Annotated in this window: 20 protein-coding genes and 2 pseudogenes; 9 read left to right on the top strand and 13 right to left on the bottom strand. The window is 60.7% G+C overall.

Translation table 11 applies throughout. The annotated features are described in order from the left end of the window. Nucleotides 1–143: 143 nt before the first annotated feature. From SIDU_RS09590 to SIDU_RS19290, 3 genes are read left to right on the top strand one after another with little or no spacing between them, the layout of a single operon-like run. Entirely contained in the window at nucleotides 144–584 is a 441-nt protein-coding gene (locus SIDU_RS09590) for a hypothetical protein (RefSeq protein ID WP_007686296.1), read from the top strand. Nucleotides 585–617: 33 nt separating this feature from the next. Then, nucleotides 618–1,277 (top strand): hypothetical protein, encoded by a 660-nt coding sequence (locus tag SIDU_RS09585; RefSeq protein ID WP_007686298.1) that lies wholly within the window; start codon nucleotides 618–620, stop codon nucleotides 1,275–1,277. Beyond that, nucleotides 1,274–1,570 (top strand): hypothetical protein, encoded by a 297-nt coding sequence (locus tag SIDU_RS19290; RefSeq protein ID WP_129965714.1) that lies wholly within the window; start codon nucleotides 1,274–1,276, stop codon nucleotides 1,568–1,570. Before SIDU_RS09585 ends, SIDU_RS19290 begins: the two co-directional genes overlap by 4 nt. Before the next feature lie 45 nt (nucleotides 1,571–1,615). On the opposite strand, the gene SIDU_RS09575 is transcribed toward SIDU_RS19290, so the two are convergent. The 3 genes and pseudogenes from SIDU_RS09575 to SIDU_RS19870 form a co-directional block, all read right to left on the bottom strand. Continuing rightward, nucleotides 1,616–2,059: a DUF6641 family protein gene (locus SIDU_RS09575; protein WP_007686300.1), complete on the bottom strand. Its 444-nt coding sequence runs from the start codon at nucleotides 2,057–2,059 to the stop codon at nucleotides 1,616–1,618. 143 nt (nucleotides 2,060–2,202) lie between these two features. Then, nucleotides 2,203–3,519, bottom strand: a complete 1,317-nt coding sequence (locus tag SIDU_RS09570; RefSeq protein ID WP_025771727.1) for an AAA family ATPase — start codon at nucleotides 3,517–3,519, stop codon at nucleotides 2,203–2,205. Between the two features lie 449 nt (nucleotides 3,520–3,968). Further along, a pseudogene (locus SIDU_RS19870) lies at nucleotides 3,969–4,194 on the bottom strand (integrase core domain-containing protein); the annotation flags it as partial. Nucleotides 4,195–4,337: 143 nt separating this feature from the next. Here SIDU_RS19870 and SIDU_RS09560 point away from each other — a divergent pair. From SIDU_RS09560 to SIDU_RS09535, 6 genes are all read left to right on the top strand, one after another. Then, nucleotides 4,338–4,589: a type II toxin-antitoxin system CcdA family antitoxin gene (locus tag SIDU_RS09560; RefSeq protein ID WP_007686304.1), complete on the top strand. Its 252-nt coding sequence runs from the start codon at nucleotides 4,338–4,340 to the stop codon at nucleotides 4,587–4,589. Next, complete coding sequence (locus SIDU_RS09555) at nucleotides 4,589–4,888, top strand: CcdB family protein (RefSeq protein ID WP_007686306.1); 300 nt, start codon at nucleotides 4,589–4,591, stop codon at nucleotides 4,886–4,888. The genes SIDU_RS09560 and SIDU_RS09555 overlap by 1 nt, the downstream gene beginning before the upstream one ends. Nucleotides 4,889–5,216: 328 nt before the next feature. After that, nucleotides 5,217–6,131 (top strand): hypothetical protein, encoded by a 915-nt coding sequence (locus SIDU_RS09550; protein WP_233431811.1) that lies wholly within the window; start codon nucleotides 5,217–5,219, stop codon nucleotides 6,129–6,131. After that, nucleotides 6,128–6,529 carry a hypothetical protein gene (locus SIDU_RS09545; RefSeq protein ID WP_007686310.1) on the top strand — a complete coding sequence of 134 codons (402 nt, stop codon included), beginning with the start codon at nucleotides 6,128–6,130 and terminating at the stop codon, nucleotides 6,527–6,529. Before SIDU_RS09550 ends, SIDU_RS09545 begins: the two co-directional genes overlap by 4 nt. Before the next feature lie 619 nt (nucleotides 6,530–7,148). Continuing rightward, entirely contained in the window at nucleotides 7,149–7,844 is a 696-nt protein-coding gene (locus tag SIDU_RS09540) for an aspartate/glutamate racemase family protein (protein ID WP_007686311.1), read from the top strand. 142 nt (nucleotides 7,845–7,986) lie between these two features. Further along, nucleotides 7,987–8,511 carry a PilZ domain-containing protein gene (locus tag SIDU_RS09535; protein ID WP_007686313.1) on the top strand — a complete coding sequence of 175 codons (525 nt, stop codon included), beginning with the start codon at nucleotides 7,987–7,989 and terminating at the stop codon, nucleotides 8,509–8,511. Here the strand turns inward: SIDU_RS09535 and SIDU_RS20010 are convergent. The 10 genes and pseudogenes from SIDU_RS20010 to SIDU_RS09490 all read right to left on the bottom strand — a co-directional run. Beyond that, a pseudogene (locus SIDU_RS20010) lies at nucleotides 8,508–8,627 on the bottom strand (IS5 family transposase); the annotation flags it as partial. The gene SIDU_RS09535 and the pseudogene SIDU_RS20010 sit on opposite strands and share 4 nt — an antisense overlap. Nucleotides 8,628–8,841: 214 nt before the next feature. Beyond that, nucleotides 8,842–9,732, bottom strand: coding sequence for a response regulator transcription factor (locus SIDU_RS09530; RefSeq protein WP_007686316.1), 891 nt, complete (start codon nucleotides 9,730–9,732; stop codon nucleotides 8,842–8,844). Further along, nucleotides 9,729–12,875, bottom strand: coding sequence for a hybrid sensor histidine kinase/response regulator (locus SIDU_RS09525; RefSeq protein WP_007686318.1), 3,147 nt, complete (start codon nucleotides 12,873–12,875; stop codon nucleotides 9,729–9,731). The genes SIDU_RS09530 and SIDU_RS09525 overlap by 4 nt, the downstream gene beginning before the upstream one ends. 3 nt (nucleotides 12,876–12,878) lie before the next feature. Further along, a complete protein-coding gene (locus tag SIDU_RS09520) occupies nucleotides 12,879–13,463 on the bottom strand; it encodes a HupE/UreJ family protein (RefSeq protein ID WP_007686319.1) in 585 nt (194 codons plus the stop codon). After that, the gene (gene ureG / locus SIDU_RS09515) at nucleotides 13,460–14,110 is read right to left on the bottom strand and encodes an urease accessory protein UreG (protein ID WP_007686321.1); all 651 of its coding nucleotides are present in this window, start codon (nucleotides 14,108–14,110) and stop codon (nucleotides 13,460–13,462) included. Before ureG ends, SIDU_RS09520 begins: the two co-directional genes overlap by 4 nt. Continuing rightward, nucleotides 14,107–14,853, bottom strand: a complete 747-nt coding sequence (locus SIDU_RS09510; RefSeq protein ID WP_007686323.1) for an urease accessory protein UreF — start codon at nucleotides 14,851–14,853, stop codon at nucleotides 14,107–14,109. Before SIDU_RS09510 ends, ureG begins: the two co-directional genes overlap by 4 nt. Then, nucleotides 14,795–15,307, bottom strand: a complete 513-nt coding sequence (locus tag SIDU_RS09505) for an urease accessory protein UreE (RefSeq protein ID WP_007686324.1) — start codon at nucleotides 15,305–15,307, stop codon at nucleotides 14,795–14,797. Before SIDU_RS09505 ends, SIDU_RS09510 begins: the two co-directional genes overlap by 59 nt. Nucleotides 15,308–15,318: 11 nt before the next feature. Continuing rightward, nucleotides 15,319–17,028 carry an urease subunit alpha gene (ureC, locus tag SIDU_RS09500; RefSeq protein WP_007686326.1) on the bottom strand — a complete coding sequence of 570 codons (1,710 nt, stop codon included), beginning with the start codon at nucleotides 17,026–17,028 and terminating at the stop codon, nucleotides 15,319–15,321. Then, the gene (locus SIDU_RS09495; protein WP_007686328.1) at nucleotides 17,028–17,354 is read right to left on the bottom strand and encodes an urease subunit beta; all 327 of its coding nucleotides are present in this window, start codon (nucleotides 17,352–17,354) and stop codon (nucleotides 17,028–17,030) included. The genes ureC and SIDU_RS09495 overlap by 1 nt, the downstream gene beginning before the upstream one ends. Continuing rightward, nucleotides 17,338–17,640, bottom strand: a complete 303-nt coding sequence (locus tag SIDU_RS09490; RefSeq protein ID WP_007686330.1) for an urease subunit gamma — start codon at nucleotides 17,638–17,640, stop codon at nucleotides 17,338–17,340. The genes SIDU_RS09495 and SIDU_RS09490 overlap by 17 nt, the downstream gene beginning before the upstream one ends. Between the last annotated feature and the right edge of the window lies 1 nt (nucleotide 17,641).

The following is a 17,641-nucleotide window of genomic DNA, read 5'->3' as shown; positions in this document are numbered from 1 at the left end:
CCAATCCCAAAAAAAATTTAGGGCAGAATTAAAATTCATCTTGCGCGAATTAAAACCAATGATATTGAGCCTCCGTCCTTTAAGGGCAATTTAATCCAAACCCACCCAATCTAACCCATTGGGTTTACTGACGGAGTTTAACAATGATTCGTAATGCCAACACCTACGCCTATCACGTCTGCATCGCAGGACAGGGTGGCCTGCCTATGGTCGAGCCCGTCTGGGCTTCTCAGGAGCAAAATAGCTTTGATCCGGCCACCTCAACCCCGCTTCCCTTCATCATGGGGGTAGATTTGAGCCATGAACACGAGGGCCGCATCTTTAATGACAAGGGCGATTGCATCCAGACTTTCGCCTTCAATGTCGAGCCCATGGCCGGTGGGTGGGTCGATAAGCACGGTGTCGCTGCTTTCAACGAACGGCAAAGCGTCGTTTTGGAGTTTCAGTTTGAGATGGAGGAGGCGATCGATTGGGGCGACTTCATTCTTAACCCAGTCGCTTATGTTCGTCATGGCGGCTGCTTCTTGGATGCAATTGAGATTAACGGAAAGCTCTGCATGCCCCTTTCGGCGACCGAAAATTAATTGTGTAATTTTTAAAAATAGGACCATCTAATTATGTTTAAAGATCTTAATTTGCTTTCTCAGCCGCCCGTTCTCCCATTCGAAACGCGATCCAGCCGCACCCAGATTCACATCACTGGCTGTGCCGGTTTGGTGAAGCTAGACAAAATTAGGAATGACGTGGCGACCTACTGGGAAAAGCAAGACGTCGAAGCGTTCGGGGTGCATATTTTCGAGAAGGAACTGAGCGTCGATCAACGGCTGGATGGCACGCCGATTAACCCGCGCCGGTCGCAGAAAAACTGGGGATGCATTTGCAACGTCGCTTCTGTCGGCGGGATAGAACTCGAAGGTCGCGTGGAGATTAGAGCATTGTCTCCCGACGGCGATTTGCTGCTGCACTTTGCACAAGATCCGGGAAAGACCGGCTGGCCGATCAACCAAGTGGATGACCGGAGTTTCTTCCAGCTAGAACCCTGCCGTCGCTATGCCGCTGGTCGGACTTTCGGCGTTGGCTCTGGCACATTCATAATTGAGGATAGCAGCCCATTCGATCCTGATCTGATGGACCTGAATATCGTCCAGACTGGCTGGGGCGGCTTCATCAATTCTATTAGCTACAAGGGCGAGGTGATCGACATGCACGATCACGTGTGGATAGCTGAACAGCCGCCAAGAGCGTTTGTCTTCGAGGCGGAGGGCAAGCGGGCATGAGTATCCACGAAACATCTTTACGAAATATCGCCCACGCTCAGATTGAGCGGCTGGAGGGCCAGCTTCATGCGATGAAGGATGCGCTTGGTCTTCTGCTGTCGCATGCCATATCTACCAGCGGTGATCGAACATTCGATATGATCGATGCCTTCCAAGCGAGTGTCGATGCTTCCAGTTTGGAGTTCGATAATGCGCGGAGCTTGGATGCTGCTCTGCATATGGCCGATGGCATAGTGGAGGAGGCCAGATATTGGCAAGATTTTGAGCGAAAATGTGCTGCTAATCTGATCTGATAGAAATGGCTCCCCTCGCATGAGGGGAGCATTTCGGCCCAAATGTCATTTGCCAAAGCGGGTCTTGAAGGTGCCAACAGCATTGGTGATGTGCGTGTCGAACTCACCGGCACGAACAGCCTCCCGCACAGTCTCGAACGTTTTGACCAATTCCTGCCGGTCCTTGACCCGGATGGCGGTCTTGCCCTTGGCAAGCTCCAGCGTCTGATTCCCATATTTGATCCAGACGATAATCGTCCCATCCTTGTCCTCCAGCCACCACGGACGGACGCGGGTGCGAACGGGCGTTTCCGTAACTTCGTCGCTCGCTTCATCGCGGACGCGGCGATATTTTACTCGCTGATAGCCTTTCCCGGTTTCCGATGCCTGCGCTAGTGCGATCTGATCGCCGATCCGGTCAATCAGCTTTTGGCGCATGGTGTTGATGCCACGGGTCCGCATTTCGGTGGCATTGGACTGGACGAGAGTAAGCGAAGAAAGCAGAGACATGGACAACCTCCTGTTTGTTGGTTGCCACGCGGTCCACTGGGCCATCTGTTCGGACAACGGCTAATACAAGCTTTTGCCTACCGCTATCGTCGCCAATTTGTCAGAGATGGTGACAGCAATTGCTGTCACCTCCTTTCGTCAAATTATTCTGCGGCTTCCTCGATGGGTGTATCGTCGACCGCCTTCTTTTTGCTCCGAATTTTCGTTGCCGCGACTGCAACCGTTCCGGCTGTGGCCAACGTTTGAGTGGCGAGATTTTTAACCTCGTCTGCAAAGCCGGGGATCGTCTTGATGGCTTGGAGCACTATCTTTGACGATGCAAGCTCATGCAGGGGGCTGCCGTGGCTGTGTGTTTCGACTACTCTAAGCGGCAGTTCATCCAAACGATTCAAGGCTGATGCCAGCAGTCTTGCTTCAAGCTCCTTATCGACCCTTGCTGCTTCACGGCTATACCCTTCATACGCACGGGAAACCGATGCTTTGAAAGCGTAGTCTTCTGCTAAACGAAATCGCTGGCCGATCTGTTTGGTTGCAAGCCAAGCAAACCACACTGGCGCACCCACAGCGAATACAGAGATCAGCACATTCAGCGCGACAGTCACAGGAGGAGCGGTCTTGATAATGTCAGACAGTTCGACAATTCGGTAGATGCCCAGTCCACAGGCCGCAACGAGCGCAATGAGCAGTCCACCAACCCAATATTTTATAGAACCAGAAAGCGAATCGGACCGTTCGCTAAAGGCGGCCGCAAGGCCAACGCTGGTAGCGGCTGAATAGGCCGTTTCACAACGAGCCAAAATTCCCTCGGCATTTTCCTTGAGTGAGATGAGATTCTTCTCATTGGCTTCTGCCGTCTCACGCAACGTCTCGATGTGAGCATGGTCTTTGGAGACGGCTCTCTCGATGTCCGAAATTTTCTGCCGATACTCTGCTAAAGATTCCATCGTTTCTGGCAAACGGTCAGCAGCATCATACGCATTTTCGATTTGATCGACCATTTCACCGAGCGATCCAGTTCGGGGCTCCAGATCCCTTAACCGTGCCTCCATGCTCGTGATGCGTGTTTTCAGCTGGCGCAATGCCTTCGAGGCATCCGACCCATCATCGCTCTTTAAAATCGGCTTTAAAGCATTTCGCAAACCGTTGAGCGTCAGAACATAGGCAGCAACACCTTGGTTTGCATTGCCCCAAATGTTGCCAACTGTTGTTTGGCGAAGGTGCTGTAGTCGACGAATGTAATCCTGGAGACGAGACTCGGCCTCACCAAGATTCGCTTCGTCGTGATCGGTGATAGAGTCTAAGACTGACTGTGCATCTTCCATCAACTCGACACGCGTGAGACCGGGGAAGCTCCAGTTGTTGTGTGCGTTGCCAAAGGGCTCATCGTTTGGAATGGAAGAGCCGACCTGAGAAATCAGCTTTTCGAGTTCCTTTTTTAACGTCGATAATGTGTCGCTCACGAAGCCCCCGTTCAATTCATCCCATAGAGTGGGCAGTTGAACGCGGAAGCTACCTTACTGACGGCAGCGTTGAAAAGCCTCGATATTTTATTCTCAATCCATCTTCGAGGTTTTTGTCGGTGAAAGAGCATCTGTTATGCCGTGACCCTATTGGGGTCAAAATGGACTGCGATTTTGCCTCATAACTGACTGATTTTCATAAAGAAAAGTTGGATCAGTTTGTTTGTCAAAGAGGGGCAAAACAAAGAAAAATACTGTAAATTCAGTATGTTATATGAAGAAATGTTATTCGTAATGCGAGGGTCACGTGTTCGAGTCACGTAAGCGCACCAGTTTTTCAAGCGCTTAGCAGCATTCCAGACCAGCCCATTCCCATGAATGAGCGTGGATAAGCACACGATAAGCACGGGGAGATTGATCTGCCCCCACCGAGTGGACCGATTGGTTTGCTAGTGGATTAAGCCCATCGCCGCCATATCCGGACGGAGGTGGAGCGAAGCGGAACCGGAGGCCGGATATGGCGGTGTCGCCGTTTCTGGTGCCGGTGGTCGGTAGCCCAGGCGGCTGTGCGGGCGAACGGTGTTGTAATGCCGCCGCCATGCTCGATCAGCACCTTGGCCTCCGCGAAGCTGTAGAAGACTCGCCGTTGAGCAGTTCGTCGCGAAGCGACCCGTTGAGCCGCAGGTGGGCATAAAGATTGGTGTGCGCGGTCGGCAAAGGGGGTCGTGTTCGATAACTGCGGTTATGTTTCCTGCTCGCTTGCTGGTTGACGGAGTGGCACGGAATGCGCATATTTATACGTATGAAAGGAGGCTGCAATGGGCAGGTATGAGCATGAATTTGCTGGGCAGGCCCGTAAGCCGACCAATGTGTCTCTCGATATAGCGCTGGTGGCGGAGGCGAAGAGGCTGGGTCTCAACATTTCGCGTGCATGCGAGGTAGGATTGATCGAGCAGATAGCCAAGGAGCGGGGGCGGCTATGGAGGGTGGAAAACGCTTCTGCGCTAGCAAGCTCAAATGATTACGTTGAGCAGAATGGCTTGCCTTTAACGAGGCACCGCCAATTCTGATGGCGAAATTCGATGTGTACCGCCAGAAGAGTGGCGGTCCCTTTGTGCTCGATTGTCAGGCGGACCTGCTCAGCGATCTGAACACGCGCCTTGTCGTCCCGCTGCTGCCGATTGACCGAGCCCCCAAACCTGCCGCGCGGTTGAATCCGATATTCGAGGTGGAAGGCGTGCGGTTTGTGATGGTTACGCAGTTTGCTGCGAGTGTCCCTATCCGCGAAATAGGAGAAATAGTGCAATCGCTCGGTTCTGAGGCGGACGCGATTGGTGCCGCACTGGACATGCTCATCATCGGTTTTTGAAACTGGGAGCCGGAGCGCGTATCATCTTGTTTGGCATAGAGGCCGATTGGCATTGACTTGTTGGAAAATGTTGCTGATATGCTCCCACCGTGATAGCAAATCGGGGTGGATGATAGAGATATCATCGGAAACGTATCGGCATGCATATGCCATTTGGTTGCGAACCGGAAGTTGGCCGGTTGCGCAACACCACGGCGACATTGAAGTTAAATTCAATCCCTATCACGATCCTAGAAACGGGCAATTCACTTTCGCGCCGGGCGGGTCGCGCTCGCTGAGTCGAGTAATAGTTTCACCTGGTCGGCGAGATGCTACTCGCACGGAGGGTGTGGCGACGGTCGCCGGTGGTCAGGTTGGCGGCGGCTTGAATGTCCTGCCCGCCGAAGGCCGATCCGCGCCGCCCCAAGATATTGTGTATCGGTCAAGCGAAAGTAATGCCGCTATTGTACTTGCATCGTTGCCTCGCGTGCCGAGAGTCCCGCGCGGAAGCAATATTCGGGCATTCCAGGATCCTATGACGCTGCAGCAGGCTGTGCCCGGTTTGCGAGGCCAGCCCGGAGGGGCGATTGTCGCGCTTGCCGACAGCCTCTTCGATATTGCTGGTCCTGCACAAGAACTGACCGCCGAACTGACGCGCGAATGGTCGAACCAGTTGATTAACCAAATCCGAGCTGTCGATCCTAATTATCGGTTTGATAGTCTTGGTTTCCCTCAGACATTGCACGGCCAGGTCAACCAATTGAACACGCTGCGCTTCGATCAAGCTGTAGCATTTCTAAGAACCGGGAACGAAGTGCGTCCATTGCAGGTCGAAACGCTCCGTTTTGTCCAGGAGAGAGTTGATCAGGCTTATGCGGAGGGTATCAAATTGTTACGTGCAGGCAGGCTGAATATTCGCCTTTCGGAGCAGGAAGCACTGGGCAATTTCATTGATCGACGGGTCCGGAGCGACCTGCGTAGGCGTTACCATCAATATGGCATTGATGCGGCCGGGAAAGGGCCAGTGCGCGTGAACAGGAGAGAGAATGACAGTTCCGGCAGTGAGTTGAGTTTTCGGCTTCCCGATATTCGTGTCGGCAATATCGCCTACGATGTTACACTCACGCAAAAGACCTTGCGAACGCCGCAGGTGCGCGGCTTTTTCGATGCTGATTTTCGTCCGACCCATGTGGTCATCATTCGTCTTCGTCAGATCGGGGCCGAGAGTAGCTACATTATCACCCGACCGGAGGCGAAGCGATGAGCGATCCTTTCATTAGCTCTTACCATAATCCTGATCCTTATATTCCTGCATCCCTCAGCGAAATCTATGATCTGCTGGGGTCCATGTTTTTGGGAGCGCCTACCTTCATCGACAAATCGGGGGTATTTCCGGAGCGGAATATCGACAGTGAGTTTCATGCATTGACCGAAGGTGCGCAAAAGGTGCGCAAGAAACTGGGGGAGGAGGATTATGCGCAATTGATCAACCTTGCTGGACAGGCGAAAGCCCTGTTCGCCGATGATCCTAACGATGATAATGACAAAACCGATCAAGGCCGGAGCCTATTATATGAAATTGAGAAATTGATCCAAGCTGCACGGTGGCATCGCGTGGCAGTCCAGCTGAAGGATGATGAGGGCGAGGTTACTGGCGACTGACGTAATGACCCTATCCCAGTTCTGCCACCGGCCAGAATGAGAGATCCGGCTTTTCATCGACCGGGGTTAACCCCGGCCGATGAAGCAAATTCGGCAGGCGTCATGAATCCCAGGGATGTGTGAGGTAGTGCAGCCTTGATGACGGCCGCGCGCGAGACACGCTGGCGCCAGAACCAATCGTGCGAGGCAATAATAGCGTGCGGCACGGTGGCATACGTGCTTGCCGGGGCCGTTCGCAAGTTTGCGATTCGGCGCAGCGGCCAAAGACAGATCATCGATCTGGCCGTTGCTGGAGACTTCCTCGGATTTGGCCGGCCGATCCAGCTTTCTTCCTCGAAGCCGCGTCGAACGACACGCGAATCGCTTGCTTCACACGCGATCAGATCGAGCGGCTGGCAGTTCGCTTCGCTTCCATAGCGAAGCTGCGCGCGGCTATGATGCGCACGGGCGGTCGGGTTTCACATGATGGCTTCCAAGGTTGGTGTCGCAACCCCTCGGAATCATATCGAAGCTCGGCCGTCCATCGTTACGGCCGCGTTCTGACATAGTCTCTCAGAGAGAACGTGACACGGCTCTCGAAACCCATAGGGTACGCCGAAACTGGTGGAAGGTGTCCAACATGAAGATGATCGGCCTGATCGGGGGCATGAGCTGGGAGAGCTCCGCCGAATATTACCGCATCCTCAATGAGGGGGTGCGCGAAAGGCTGGGTCCGACCGCATCGGCCCGGTGCCTCCTATGGTCGTTCAACTTCGCGGAAATCGAGGAATTGCAGCATAAGGGAGACTGGCGGGGTCTGACGGCGCGCATGGTTGATGCGGCACGACGCCTCGAAGCGGGTGGTGCGGACCTATTGCTGATCTGCACCAACACTATGCACCGCATGGCTACCGATGTTCAGGCGGCGGTCGACGTGCCGCTGCTCCACATCGCGGATCCCACCGCGGAGCGCATCAAGGCGGCCGGCTTCAGCAAGGTTGGGCTGCTCGGCACCGCATTCACGATGGAACATGCCTTCTACAAGGGGCGGCTCGCCGATCAGCATGGCCTTAGCGTCATAATTCCAAACGACGAGGACCGCGCCACCGTCCACCGCATCATCTATGAGGAGTTGGTCGCAGGGAAGGTCTTGCCGACATCGCGTGATGCTTACCGCGCGATCATAGCCCGCCTGGTCGAAGATGGCGCACAAGCGGTAATCCTGGGATGTACCGAGATAATGCTGTTGGTCCGGCCTGAAGACAGTCAGGTGCCAATTTTCGACACGACCGCGATTCATGCGGCAGCGGCGATCGAGATAGCCCTGACTGGCTAACCGGGTGCCACCACCCGAAGCTGGTGGGGTGATGCATCGGGACCTGACGCCATGCTCCCGGAAGCAGACCTATACTCGCCCCTTCTTAGCATTTTTTTCACCATGATAGTTTAGGAGCGATAGATCTGGGAGAAGCTGGCGCGTGCTCAAGGCGTTACAGATTGGCTACAAACCTCGTGAGACACGTCATCCGGTGTTGATTCCGGCGCGGATGCGTGTGGGCCAGTCCTGGATCGAAGTGGTCATTCATAATCTGTCCTCCGGTGGCGCACTCGTGGCATCTGACGAAGCCCCTGAGCGCGGCACCTATATAGAGATCCGGCGTGGGCGACAGACGATTATAGGGCGGGTCGTCTGGCGGAAAGATCGCTTTTTCGGGATTCAGGCGCAGGGCAGGCTCGACATCGCTGCCATAATCAATGAACCCCGCTTGGCTTCCCGTCCCCGATCTGCGAATGATCCCGAATCATCCTATGAACGCCGAGCTCAGCCAAGAGCGGACGCAGATGCTCGCATTGCGCGCCAATTGGAGAATAGCCGACGTTGGTCAGCGGCATTCCAATTTGGTGTGTTCGTAGTCCTTGCTCTCATTGCTGCAGGCTTTGCCGCCAACGAACTTTACCACATCCTCTCGCGACCGTTTTCCGAACTGGAAAGTCACCTTTAGGTTTCGTGGACAAAGGGTATCCATAGTTTGACTGAGGCGAGTGCGACGAAGCCCAGATAGGATTCTCGGGTTTTGTCGTAGCGGGTCGCGATGCGCCGCCAGTTCTTGCAGCGGCTTGGTCAAGCCATTGGGAGGAGCAATTCTTGATCCTGTCAGAGTCCATCCCGCGGTTCGCAATCATTGGCAAGGAACGTCCGATAATTGTCCTCAAGTCCGGCAGAACTGTGCTGACCGAACGATCCATTGAATTATTCGTCAGCTTGAATGGGTCGTCGTCGACCCTTCGATCATGTTCCACCATGTGGCTGGCGAGCCAGCCGTTTTAACGCCTCATCTTTGGTCGGAAGCATCCAAGGTCACCCGCGTGGCGGCGGCAGCGGCGGCAGCCCGGTTTTCCACGCCCATCTTCACGAAAATCTGTTCCAGATGCTTGTTCACGGTACGCGCGCTGATGTTGAGTATCTCGCTCGCATCCCGGTTGGACTTGCCGCGCGATATCCACAACAGGACTTCCGCCTCGCGCCGGGTCAGGCCGAAGGCCTCCTGAAGATCGACTATCTCGCCATCCTCGATCGTGCGGGAAAGATGGAACATGGCTTCGCCCGCCCCATTTTCGCCCCTTGCGGTAACGGTCAGCCTGCCGCCATCGATCGGAATGACGACTGAACGCTGGCCGGGGGCGCTCCGGGCGGCAAGGGTCCGCATCGCGCTTTCGACCTGGGCGGTGACGGCTGGCCCCAATTCTTCGAGAAATTGCCGGGTCTGGTCCGTCGCCCATTTGATCCCGCCCGCTTCGTCGGCCACCATGATGCGCCCGCCCGCATGGTCCAGCGCGGCCAACGCCCGGCGCGCGAGCCGGGCGTTGCCCAGATGGACGGCGATGCGCGCGACCAGAACCTCCAGCACCAACGGCTTGGTCACATAATCGACCCCGCCCGCCTCCAGCCCGCGCAGGACATCGGCGGTTTCGGTAAGGCCGGTCATGAAGATCACCGGCAGGTGCGCCGTCGCGGGTTCAGCCTTCAGCCGGCGGCAACCGTCGAAGCCGCCCATGCCCGGCATCACGGCGTCCATCAGGACCAGGTCGGCCCCCTCCGCCAGGGCCAGCGCCTCCTCTCCCGACGCGGCCAGGATGGCGTCCCAACCCTCGCCCTCCACCATGCGGCGGAGCATGTCCCGGCTGTCGGGATCGTCATCGACGATCAGGATTTTCGCGGTCATGACGGCTCCGTCCCGTCGACCGTCGCGGCCGGACCGAGCAGTGTCAGCACCCGGTCGCGCATCTCTTCCACATCATAGGGCTTGAGCAGATAGTCGTCATGCGGATCGTCGATCTGGCGCGGGCGCTGAAAGTCGTGGACATTGGCCGACACCATCAGGATGCCCACATCCTCGTCCTGCTCCTGCCCGCGGATCGCGCGCGCCACGTCCCAGCCGCTCATCCGCGGCATGGCGATGTCCAGCAGGATCAGGTCCGGCCGATGTTCCCGATAGAGGCGAAGGCACTCCGCGCCGTCCTGCGCGAAAACCAGGCGGCAACCCAAGGGCGACAATATCCCGCGCGCCAGATCGAGATGCGCCGGATCGTCGTCCGCCACCAGGATCGTGCGGGGAATGCCTGCGTTCCCTGGCGCGACCGCCGCGCTTTCAGCCTTGCGATCGGCGCCCGGCGCTTCGGAAAAGAACATCTTGACGCGGAAGACGCTGCCCGCGCCGGGCCGGCTTTCCACCGTCACCTGTCCGCCCATGATGTCCGCCAGCAGCCGCGTTATCGTCAGGCCCAGGCCGACGCCGGGCTGGCCCGGCACCGCGTTGATCCGCTCGAACGGTTCGAAGATGCGCTTCAGGTCGTCGGCGGCGATGCCCACGCCGCTATCCTTGATCTCGAACTCCGCCACCGGATTGCGCCAGTGCACGGCGAGGGAGGCGGACCCGTGCGGCGTATATTTGATCGCGTTGGAGATGAGGTTGATCAATATCTGCCGCAGCCGCTTTTCGTCGGAATAGACCCATTGCGGCAGATGGGGGGCGCGGCTGTGGGAGAACTGAATGCCCCGCGCAGCCGCCTGAAGCCGGAACATGTCGCCCAGTTGGTGGAGCAGGTCGTGCAGGTTGACCGGGGCGCGCTGGATGCGGACCGACCCGTTTTCGATCCGCGATACGTCGACCAGCCCGTCGATCAGGTCGGTCAGATGGGTGGCGCTGCGGCGGATCACGCGGACCGCGTCGGCCAGATGCGCCGGATCCTTGTCCAGCAACTGGGCATAGCCGGAAATGGTGTTGAGCGGCGTGCGGATTTCGTGGCTGATGCCGACGATGAAGCGGCTCTTGGCCAGGTTGGCGGCGTCGGCGGCTTCCTTCGCGCGTTGCAGTTCGGCGTCGGTGCGGGCGTGCGCCTCTATCTCATCGACCAGCATGCTGGTCTGCCGGTCGGATTCCTCCTCGGCCGCCCGCTGGCTTTCGCGGCTGAGCACCAGATACCAGGTCGGAAAGATGCCGACGATCAGCATGCCGCCCAGCGTCGTCCACAGGATGCGGGCCACCGTCCGGCCATCGCTGCCCTGCCCGACGGATTGGTAATAGGTGACGGCCAGCACGACCGAAATGATTGTCGCCGTCAGGCCATAGGCGCCCAGGAAGCGGACGATGCGCAGGTAGACGATGTCGTTCAGCGTCCACGGCACGATCCGCCTCATCGCCTGCGCCAATTGGGCGGTCCAGCTTTGCGGCGGCTTGCAGGCGTCATGGCATCGCGCCTCCAGCGTGCAGCAGAGCGAGCAGATATTGCCCTGATAGACCGGGCAATGCGCCATGTCCGAAGGTTCGAAGCTGTTTTCGCAAAGGATGCAGCGATGCTCCTGCGGCGCAAGGATGTCGACCGGGCGGGCGAGATAATAGCGCCCGCCCGTCGCCCAGGCGAGCAGCGGCGCGGCGATGAAGGTTGTGGCAAGGCCGATGATGGGCGACACGGCGCGGGCGTCCTCGCCCAGCATGCCGCTGAAGCTGGCGGTGGAGATGAGGAGGGAGAGGACCATCGCGCCCACGCCCACCGGGTTGATGTCGTGCAGATAGGCGCGGCGAAACTCAATGCCCTTGGGCGATAGGCCGAGCGGCTTGTTGACCATCAGGTCGGCGATGACCGCGCCGAACCATGCGACCGCGAAATTGCTGTAGAGCGCCAGCACGCGCTCCACCACATTCTGGATGCCGCCCTGCATCAGCATCAGCGCGATCAGCACGTTGAACACCAGCCACACCGCGCGGCCGGGATGGCGGTGGGTCAGCCGGGAAAAAAAGTTGGAGGAAGCGATCGAGCCTGCATAGGCGTTGGTCACGTTGATCTTGATCTGGCAGATGGCGACGAACAGCCCCGTCAGCATCAGCGCGGCCATGGGCGAATGGAGCAGCGCCCCGAAATTCATGTAATAGAGCATGGTCGGGTTGGTGGCGTCGCCCACGCCCATGCCCGCGCCCAGCGCCATGACCGCCAGGAAGGATCCGAACAGGATCTTGATCGCGCCCGGCACGATCCATCCCGGCCCCGTCAGCAACAGCGCCGTCCACCAGCGCCTTTTGCCTGCCTGTTCCCGGTCCGGCAGGAAACGCAGATAATCGACCTGCTCGCCGATCTGGGGCAGCAGAGAGAGGAATACCGCAAGGGCAAGGCCGAAGCGGAGCGACGGCGGCGCGGGGGACGTCCCGGCATAGCCGGTCCATAGCGCCAGCCCATCCTGCCCCTTGCCGATGAAATAGAGCAGCGGCGCGCATTGCAGGATCAGCCAGATCGGTTGGGTCCAGTTCTGCCAGGCGCTGATCCGCGCGAAGCCATAGGCCGATATGGGGATGACGATGAGCGCGCTGATCAGATGGGCGATGGGCAGGGGGATGCCGAAGCACAGTTTGAGCGCCGCCGACAATATCACCGCCTCCAGCGCGAAGAGGATGAAGGTGAAGGAAGCGTAGACCGCCGAGGTGATGGTCGAGCCGAGATAGCCGAAACCCGACCCCCGCGTCAGCAGGTCCATGTCGACATTGTAGCGCGCGCCATAATAGCAGACGGGCAGGCCCGATATCAGGAAGATGATGCCCGCCATCAGCAGCGCCAGGACCGTGCTGTCGAAGCCGTAGGCGACCGTGACCGTCGCCCCGATCGCTTCGCAGGCGAGGAAGGCGACCGAACCGAGCGCCGTGTTGGCGACCCAGGCGGGCGACCAGCGCCGCGCCTTCCGGGCGGTATAGCGCAGCGCATAATCTTCCAGCGTCTGGTTGTTGACCCACTGGTTATAGATGCGGCGGGTTCCGACCACGCGCTGCCGCTTGGCGACGATGCGGCCCGGAAGGTTGGAAGCGCCGCCCCCCGCCATGGTTCAGCCCGTCGCCAGCAGCAGCACGCCGCCCGCCGCGCCCAGCATGCCCGCGAAACGGCTGACCGGACGGCCGGCGAAGCGGGCGACGGCAAGGCCCGCGCCGTGCAGCAGCGCCGTCGTCAGCGCGAACCCGGCCGCGAACCGCCAGGCGACGGCGCCATGCGGCAGTTCCGCGCCATGGGCATGGCCATGGGCAAGGGCGAACAGTCCCACCAGTGCGAGCGCGACGGTGAGCGGCGCCCGCACGGCGAAGCAGAGGGCCAGCCCCAGCACCACCAGCGACGTGGCGATCATGCCCTCCGCCAGCGGCAGCGCGCCGCCCGCCGCGGCCCAGCCGAAACCCGCCAGCATGCAGGCGATGAAGGCCAGGGGCGGCGCTCCTATATGGCGGGGCAGGGCGATGCCCGCCCACAGGCCCACCATCAGCATCGCAGCCATATGGTCGAAGCCGGTCAGCGGATGCTGCAAACCGGCAAGGAAGGCCGATCCCTGCTCGCCATGCCCCGGATGCGCCCAAGCGGCGGTGGGAAGGACGGCAACGGCCGCCGCAACGATCGCGCGTCCCTTCATGCTTCCGATCATCATGCTCCCTTCCGTTCCAGGCCACCGGCCTTGATAATGAAATTCGCCACGTCCGCCACGCTTTGTCCTGCCCGCACATTGGCGAAGACGAAGGGGCGATCCCCCCGCATCTTCCTCGCATCGCGGTCCATCACCTCCAGGCTGGCGCCGACAAGGGGCGCGAGGTCAATCTTGTTGATGACCAGCATGTCCGACCGGGTGATGCCGGGGCCGCCCTTGCGCGGGATCTTGTCGCCCGCCGACACGTCTATGACATAGATGGTGATGTCGGCCAGTTCCGGGCTGAACGTCGCCGCCAGATTGTCGCCGCCGCTTTCGATCAGGATCAGGTCCAGCGCGGGAAAGCGCCGTTCGAGCTGGCCGACGGCGGCAAGGTTGATCGATGCGTCCTCCCGGATGGCGGTGTGGGGGCAGCCGCCGGTTTCCACGCCCAGGATGCGTTCGGGCGCCAGAGACCCGGCGCGGGTCAGGAATTCGGCATCTTCCTTGGTGTAGATGTCGTTGGTGATCGCCGCGATGTCATAAGCGTCGCGGAAATATTTGCACAGCGCGTCCATCAGCGCCGTCTTGCCGGAGCCGACCGGGCCGCCGATGCCGACGCGCAGAGGGCCTGAATGGCCGAAATGATCTGAATCGAATATGTCGCTCATGTCCTGAACAGCCTGGTATATTGGGTTTCATGCGCCATGGAGCCGAGGTCCGCCATCAAGCATGCCGATCCCATGGCCAGGAAGGGGTCGCCGTCGGGCAGGTCGGCAGCCTGCGCGGCGGCGGCGATGATCGCGGGCCGCAGCGCCAGCATGACGCGCTGCCCGTCGGTCTGCCCCAGGGGCACGAGCCGTTGGGCGGCGGACACCAGATTGGCCGCCAGCCCGTGCAGATAGGCGGTCGCGGCGGGCCGCAGCGCGATGCCATGGCAGGCGAACAGCGCCGCCGCCGCGACCGGGTAGACGAGATCGTCGGGTTCGATCCCCTCGATCAGCCTGTCGAAGGCGGAGGCCCCCGTCGCGTCGAGGGCGATCCGGCGGAACGCCCCGCCCTGCGCCGTCGCCTCCAACCTCCGCTCATGGCTCGTCTGGCTGGCCGCGCCAAGGTCGGCAATCTCCAGCAACCCGTCCCGGTCGCCCGCCCGTGCCGCGCGCCAGGCATGGACGAACAGCACCATGTCGTTATGCGCCGACCCGCGGGCGATCAGATCGCCGATCCAGTCCGCGGTGCTGGCGCGATCCGTTACGAAGCCCGCCTCCACCGCCCATTCCAGCCCGCCCGAATGAGCGAAGGCGCCGATCGGCCAGGCCGGCGACATCCAGCTCATCAGGTCGAACAGCGCGCCTTCATCCATGCGCATGCTCGTGGCGGTGATGATCCCCGCCGTCATGATGATGGCGCCCATGGCCGACACCCTCATAGGCGCCGCCTTCGGGATCGAAGGGCGCCAGCACATGTTCGCAGCGTCCGCCCAGCCCCTCGATCATCTCCGCGATCACATGGTCGTGCCGGATGCGCATCCCGTCGCCCAGCAACTGCGTCGGCAGGTGCCGGTTGCCCAAGTGCCAGGCCAGCCGCAGCAGCAGTGGCATGTTGGGCGCCGTGATCTCGATCAGCGGTTCGGGCGCGGCCTCCACGCGAACAAGCTCTCCGCTATCCAGCGCCAGCCCGTCGCCGTCGCGCAAATGCACGGCGCGCGGCATGTCGAGCAGGATGCCGCGCCCGCCCTGCGTCGTATAGACCATGCGCCGCCGGTTGCGCAGATCATGGTCCAGCCGGACGCTGTCGGCCCAGGGACCGTCGACGCCGTCCCTTGCCTGCGGGATGATGGAGAGGATGCGGTTCACCGGGGCGTTCATGGAACGGGCCTTCAATAGAGGTGGTAACGTTGCGCCAGCGGCAGCTCGGCCGCCGGTTCGCAGGTCAGCAATTCGCCGTCGGCATGCACTTCATAGGTTTCCGGATCGATGCGCAGGTCGGGAAGCGCGTCGTTCAGCTTCATGTCCTTCTTGCCGATGCCCCGCGTGCCGACCACCGGCAGCACCGCGCGCGCCAGGCCCAGCCGTCCCGCCACTTCCCCGTCGATCGCGGCCTGGCTGACGAAGCTGATGCAGCTCGCCGCCATCGCCTTGCCATAGGCGCCGAACATCGGGCGGGCATGGACGGGCTGGGGGGTGGGGATGGAGGCGTTGGGATCGCCCATCATGGCGTGGACGATCATCCCGCCCTTCAGCACCAGATCGGGCTTCGCGCCGAAGAATGCGGGGGACCAGAGCACGAGGTCGGCCAGCTTGCCGACCTCCACCGATCCGATCTCGCGGCTCATGCCCTGCGCGATGGCGGGGTTGATCGTATATTTGGCCACATAGCGCCGCACGCGCAGATTGTCGCTGTCCGCCCTGTCGCCGGGCAAGACGCCGCGCTGCGCCTTCATCTTGTGCGCCGTCTGCCAGGTGCGGGTGATGACTTCGCCGACCCGGCCCATGGCCTGGCTGTCCGACGAGAGGATCGACAGCGCCCCCATGTCGTGCAGAATATCCTCCGCCGCGATGGTTTCCTTGCGGATGCGGCTTTCGGCGAAGGCCAGATCCTCCGGGATCGACGGGTCGAGATGATGGCACACCATCAGCATGTCCAGATGCTCGTCGATGGTGTTGACCGTGAAGGGCATGGTGGGGTTGGTGGAGCTGGGGATCACGTTGGCGAAACCCGCCAGCTTCAATATGTCGGGCGCATGGCCGCCGCCCGCGCCCTCGGTATGGAAGGCGTGGATGGTCCGCCCCTTGAAGGCGGCTATGGTGTCCTCGACAAAGCCGCTTTCGTTGAGCGTGTCGGTGTGGATCATCACCTGCACGTCCATCCGGTCCGCCACCGACAGGCAGCAGTCGATGGCGGCGGGCGTGGTGCCCCAATCCTCATGCAGCTTGAGCGCGGCGGCCCCGGCCTCCACCATTTCGACGATGGCTTCGGGGCGGCTCGCATTGCCCTTGCCCGCGAAGGCCAGGTTGATCGGGAAGCCCTCGGCCGCCAGCAGCATCCGCTGGATATGCCACGGCCCCGGCGTGCAGGTGGTCGCGTTGGTGCCGGTCGCCGGCCCCGTGCCGCCGCCGACGAAGGTGGTGACGCCGCTGCTCAGCGCCTCCTCCACCTGCTGCGGGCAGATATAGTGGATATGCGCGTCGATGCCGCCCGCCGTCAGTATCTTGCCCTCGCCCGCGATGATCTCCGTTCCCGGCCCGATGACGATGTCCACGCCGGGCTGGATGTCGGGATTGCCCGCCTTGCCGATGGCCGCGATGCGCCCGTTCTTCAGCGCCACGTCGGCCTTGTAGATGCCGGTCCAGTCGATGATGACGGCGTTGGTGACGACCGTATCCGCCGCGCCCGCCGCATTGGTGATCTGGCTCTGGCCCATGCCGTCGCGGATCACCTTGCCGCCGCCGAACTTCACCTCCTCGCCCAGGATCGTGCAGTCGCGCTCTATCTCTATGATCAGGTTGGTGTCGGCAAGGCGCAGGCGGTCGCCCGTCGTCGGGCCGAACATGTCCGCATAGGCGGCGCGGGGCATGGCATAGGGCATCAGTCCAGCGCCCCCATGACCTTGCCCTGAAAGCCGATCACCGTCCGGCCGCCGCGCAGGGGGATGAGGTCGACCTCCCGCGTCTGCCCCGGCTCGAACCGCACCGCCGTCCCGGCGGGAATGTCCAGCCGTTGGCCCAGCGCGGCCTGCCGGTCGAAGATCAGCCCGTCATTGGCCTCCGCGAAATGATAGTGGCTGCCGACCTGGACCGGCCGGTCGCCGCTGTTCGCGACGGCAAGGCGCGTGACGGGCTGGCCCGCGTTCAGGATGTGATCGCCGGGGCCGGGCAGCAGCTCGCCGGGAACGACGTCATCGTATGGGGTCATGCACCGTCACCAGCTTCGTGCCGTCCGGAAAGGTCGCCTCGACCTGCACATCGGGGATCATCTCTGCGATGCCGGGCATCACCTGCGCGCGGCTGAGCACATGGGCGCCCGCCTCCATGAGGTCGGCGACGCTGCGCCCGTCGCGCGCGCCCTCCAGCACATGGTCGGAGATCAGCGCGACGGCTTCGGGATAGTTGAGCCTGACGCCCCGTTCCAGCCGCCGCCGGGCGACCATCGCCGCCATGGCGAGCATCAGCTTGTCCTTCTCCCGCGGGGTCAGCAGCATC

Source organism: Sphingobium indicum B90A, from assembly GCF_000264945.2.
Taxonomy (GTDB): Bacteria; Pseudomonadota; Alphaproteobacteria; order Sphingomonadales; family Sphingomonadaceae; genus Sphingobium; species Sphingobium indicum.
Note: the sequence above shows the minus strand (reverse complement) of the source record. Positions and strands in the feature narration are given on the sequence as shown.